Below are 5,081 nucleotides of genomic sequence, written 5' to 3' on the forward strand. Positions count from 1 at the left end.
ATTGACAACCATCTGCGAGACCACGCTCGAAAGCGTCTCGGCGTTCGCAAAGAATCAGCCGTTGCAGAACAAGGTGAAGGTCGGATAGAGGGGCGTGCCCACGCGCACTGAATTCTGGCATGCGAGCGCGCGTGGTGCATCCGGTATGCAGGAGTGAGAACGCGGAGTAAATTGTGTTTGCAGCTGGTATCGCCGTCGCCGTGGTTGTCGCAGTGATGGGTGCAGTAGCGTTCGCTTCGTTCAACGACGCGGACGCCAAAGTTCGCTAACCAGTCATCCCGACGCTGGAGAGCCTCATGACAGATATCGCACTTGCACGCAAAAATGCATGCCTCACAGTGGTTCGCGCGGTTTTGACGGACTTGATTGACGACAGCAATCTAATCGACGCGGCTCTACGTGTTGCGGATTACGAAGCAGATGATCTTGAAGGCAAGATCACCGAGACGGATGCTGTACTACTTGCTGTCGCGGCACTAACCAAGGTCAATCGCACGATGCGCGAGTGGTCCGACGTGGACGGTAACTCGATGGACGAGATGAGAGTCGCAGAATTTGTCATCGATGAACAAATGAACGGGTACGACCGCGCAGCCAATCCACATAAAACGACTTCCTCCGCGGTAAGAATCCGGGCGCGAGCGGCCGCAGTGATTCCGCGAATGGAGTCCCCGTTGCGGCCCGTTCACTGAGGCGCGAGCGTTGCCGATGCGGGCAGTGTTTCCGCGGCGGGAAAGCGGGAGCGGATGCGTCCAATTCTAGACGGTCGGCGATGCAGCTTTGCCGTCGTCGTGCTGGTCAGATCCAGCCTTCGTTCATCAATCTCAGCTCCACCATGCGGTATTGGAAGAATCGACAACGAATCCTGTTGTCAAAATCCTCAGAAAGCATCATTGATCCCAACAGTCGGACCGTTTCCGGGTCGGGCCAATCGACTTCGTTATGCAGTAAATCTTTGACATCTCTCCAGCCGCAACCGCATGTAACAGCGAATACCTTGTCATCATCGGCGCGTGCAGAAAACCGTTTTGATTGTGAACGCGCCTTGCGTATAGAGTCTGAGAGGCACGAATAACTGGCTTCGGTGCTTCAGTTTCTCAACCGTAAACTCGCCGCTTCGTGGTCTAAGTCGAATCCCTCACGGCATTTTTTTCGATTCTTGATCGCAGACTAATCTAGCCTCGTCCAGGGGATTTTACCGCTCCGGTTCACGGGTAATTTTGCTACGAGGCGTTCATGCATGTTGATCATGTTTGCTCCCTCCCCAGGGCTTCCGCAGACCGGCTGAATGGCCGTTATACCTTCGGAACCTGCCCGATACTTGCGATTGAGCGAGAGTCGGCAACGGGTCGAAAGTACGCATTCGTTGATGTCACAGCGGTCGTTCGCGATGGCTGCTGTCAAACGACCGTTGTCCCGCAGAAAGCGGGCATCCCAGCGTCAACATCCGGACGGCGGCTTTGGCCGATGAGGGACCATTGACCTTCGACAAATGTCGCGGGTAGGTCCGAAGCGTGCTAACCCCGCTAAATCGGTCGCCCATTGGATGAACATCCATTCCGCGACTAGCCGGTGACTCGTGCGATATGTAGGCCGTGACCTGCGGCTGCGCTAATCACGATCGCTTGATGCAACACCTGCGCTAACGATCAACGTTGTTGTTAACCCTATTTCAATAACGCAACTAACCGTCAATTCGCGGCGCGTCACCCTTGCCAATCAACTGCATGCTTTGCATGGGGACGGGGGCATTTTCCAGATGCGCTGTTCGATGAGCACGCTAGGGCGGCCGCGCATTCATGGACTGCGCGCATTGCCGTTACGCTCTGATACCCTGGCGACGACGGTATGACGTTCACCGCGCGCCCCGGGCAGGTCGCCTCGATCATGTTCTCCCGAAAATCCTCACCGTTCGGATCCAACTGGTGCGGCACATCCCTCACGTACGCTGTCCAAAAGCCGCATCGAGCTGTCGTGCCCGCTTCACTTCGTCGCCCTGCAGATAGATCGAGGTCGTGGCGATCGATGCATGACGCAGGTTGTCGCGCACGGTCGTCAGCTCCGCACCGCGGGCGAGCGCGTGCGTCGCATGCGTATGCCGCATCCAGTGTGGACTGGCCCGCCGCAGCTTCTCTGCAAGCGGTGCGTGGTCGGCTTCCATCAGTCCGGCCGCCTGGTGGAAAAACCTGCGCATCACGTGCCACAGCCGCGCAGGGGTAATGCCGTCACTGTCTGTTTCGTCGCCCAGTCTGGCCAGCAGCGAAACCTTCGGCTGCCAGCGTGCAGGCGTCACCGGCAAGCCGCGCTGCAGCAGCGACTGTTCGAGTGCGTGCCGCGCGAGTGGCGGCAGCGCAACCTTGCCCGGCCGGCTGCCTTTGCCAATCAGCCGCAGCCAGTGATCGCCATTCGCATCGGTCAGCACGTCGCCCAGTGTCGCGCTGACCAGTTCGCCCGCGCGCAACCCGGTCGCGTACGCGAAATCAAGCACGAAGCGTAAGCGCTGCGCAGCGGTGGCTTCCCAGCCATACGACCATTCGAGTCCATCGGCGAGCGAGCGCACAATCTGCCATTCACCATCCGTGAAGCCGCGCGACGTGTCGAGGGGTGCCACCCGCGTGCGTCCACGAACCTTCACGCCGGCAAAGGGATTGGCCAGTACGTAACGTTGTTCGATCAGCCAGCGGAACAGGGCGCCGAGCACCGACAGCGCGTAGGCCGCCGAGCGCGCCGAGAGACTACGGGCAAACGGGCGCCAGTCAGGCGCGTGACGCGGGCGGGGTGATCCGACCCAGCGGTTGCGTGGCGAGGGCGCGAGGATAAACGCACGGTAGGCGATCGCGTCTTCAGTAGTCAGCGACGAGAGCGCCCGGTGACGTTCGACGATTGCCCAGAGAATCAGCCGCTCGGCCTCCTTGCGGTAGGCGCGTTGCGTGGTCGGCGCCTCGTGCAGCGAGAGCCAGGCCTGCACCGCCTCGTAATCGTTGTTTGCGTCGAGTGTGCAGGCGCTGCGCGGCGCGCGGAAGGTCCCGTCGGTGCCGTCGACCCCGGGTGGCACGTGAATGGACTCCCACGGTGCGAGGACATTGTGGGGCGCGACATCTCGCACGGACACGGCGGTCCGCTGACTGGCGACCAGCGCACGGGCCCGCTCCGTGAGACTGGGATAGGCGGCGAAGAAAGCTTCGATCTGCCTTGCAGTGGCCGCACCGAGCCCCTCAATGGCACGCCACCATTGACGGCGACGCGGCACACGCACGGTGAGATCGGCGAGCGTCACGATGCCGTGGGCGCGCAGTACGCGCACGGCCCGCGGACGCAGCCACTGACCAATGTCGTCGGTGATCTGCGGTTGCGCATCTGCGAGACCGGGCAGCAGGGTGATCGCGTGCAGCACGGCGGTGCTTCGTTCGGTACGTTCGCTGGCCGGGTGGCTGAATAATGCGACCAGGTCGGACCTGTTACGCTCATGTGCAAAGGCGGCGAGTTGCCGGCGGATCCGGCCGAGAATACCGCGCGCGCTTGCGCCAGGGACAAGCAGCACGTGCGGCAGGTAGCGTTCGACCGTGTCGCGCGAAGACAGGCCCGCGTACCAGCCGCGCAGTGCGGCGAGCGCATCGGCGTCGGGCAATGACGACGCGGGTGCGATATTTCTGGAGGAGGGCGCGCGGCGCCTCGGGGTGTGACGCGTTTTCATGAGTGTGAGTTTAGGACATAAACGGACCTATTGTGATAAGAAGGATTATCTCAATAGCACTGTTTTGAGGTGCGTTTCCGGCAGACGTATCTTTACAAATCGCCGGCGCGCACGTTAGAGAGGGGCGGGCGAATCCGCTCCGGCACACCGACGTAACTCGCTTACTCCGCCCGACGCCGGGATCGAAATGGGGTGGGCGACCCTATCTCCGTCGACGTAATGGCCCGCCCGATCGCGATCTTTTTTACCCCGCGTCACCCGTCCGACTGTGATAAAACAGCGCGCGAATGCGCCGTCGGCTACGCATGAGTCCATTCGGGAGTAGAGGTTGAGAAGGAAGTCAGGGAACGGGTCACAGGTCATCGCGCTACGCGTCGAGCCGACAATCGAACAGCGATTGAGACTGCTGGCGGAAACCACAGGGCGCAGCGAGTCGTTTTTTCTCAAGCAGTTGATCGAGAAGGGCATCCACGCGATGGAAGACGCCTGGCTGCCGCGGGAAGTGGTTGCGCAGGTCCGCAGCGGGAATCTACCCGCACAGCAGCATGGCACAACCTTTGATCTGTTCGACAATTCGATTCGTGACCGGTGAGCAGGGGCCGCAACGGATGCGTAATTATTGGTGCTTTAACGGCGTCTGCGGACACGGACACTGCGGTTTTTACGCGCTTTTTTACTCCTTCCCTCCGGCACCACCCGCTCCATCAAACTGGACGGCGCATAGCGGTCACGGCCGATCTCTGGCGCCGAAGAATCCGTACTGGCGACCGAACCGGTGTGATGGGGCGGGACGTCACGCGGCACGCCCGGTATGCCTAACAGAAGACGCGGAACACACGGAGCTCGGCTGACTGGGTTCCGCTGCGGCTTGCGCCGTTCGGACCGCGGAGCTTGAGGTCTGATCGGATAACCACGGATTTAAGCCATTAAATGCAGTTCTGATAGTTGGCAGTTATCAAAACTGCGCGGGTCTCCCAAGAATCGTTCACGCCGTGCCATGTATCCGGCGTTTATGGCCAGCGCGGACGACGTGACTTAATCGGCAGGGCGGATTCAGCGGGATCTAGCGTAAGTGTGTCGATGCACGGTGGCAGCCGGGTAGGGGAGGGCCAACGTTGCATGAGCAGTGACAAGCGGGGAGCGGAGGCCGTCGCAGCGGCAAGGTGACGAGCAGGTAGCGGTGCGGCTGACAATCGACTCGTTCATCACGAAGGCGATCATGAAAGATGGAGCCGTTCAACAAATTGGCCGCGGATCCTTGCCGCCTGGGAGCGCGCCGGGCGACGGCTTGAACCTTGGGCGGTACAGCAGGTACAGGCATTGCGGTCGTTGACCGTTCGCCCGTTCCCACTACGCTCGACGCACGATATTTCGCCCAGCCGATACT

The 5,081-nt window shown here is 60.7% G+C and carries 3 protein-coding genes; 2 read left to right on the forward strand and 1 reads right to left on the reverse strand.

Going from position 1 to position 5,081, the window contains the following annotated elements; translation table 11 throughout:
- The first annotated feature begins 296 nt into the window (after positions 1-296).
- On the forward strand, positions 297-692 hold the full coding sequence (locus tag P0D96_RS47400) for a hypothetical protein (protein WP_408321178.1): 396 nt from the start codon (positions 297-299) through the stop codon (positions 690-692).
- A 1,247-nt stretch (positions 693-1,939) separates the two neighbouring features.
- On the opposite strand, the gene P0D96_RS47405 is transcribed toward P0D96_RS47400, so the two are convergent.
- Positions 1,940-3,694 (reverse strand): site-specific integrase, encoded by a 1,755-nt coding sequence (locus tag P0D96_RS47405; RefSeq protein ID WP_408321179.1) that lies wholly within the window; start codon positions 3,692-3,694, stop codon positions 1,940-1,942.
- A gap of 397 nt (positions 3,695-4,091) precedes the next feature.
- On the opposite strand from P0D96_RS47405, the gene P0D96_RS47410 reads away from it, so the two are divergent.
- On the forward strand, positions 4,092-4,286 hold the full coding sequence (locus P0D96_RS47410) for a YlcI/YnfO family protein (protein WP_408181632.1): 195 nt from the start codon (positions 4,092-4,094) through the stop codon (positions 4,284-4,286).
- Positions 4,287-5,081: the final 795 nt, after the last annotated feature.

The sequence above is a fragment of the Paraburkholderia sp. RL17-347-BIC-D genome (assembly GCF_046027915.1).
Taxonomy (GTDB): domain Bacteria; phylum Pseudomonadota; class Gammaproteobacteria; order Burkholderiales; family Burkholderiaceae; genus Paraburkholderia.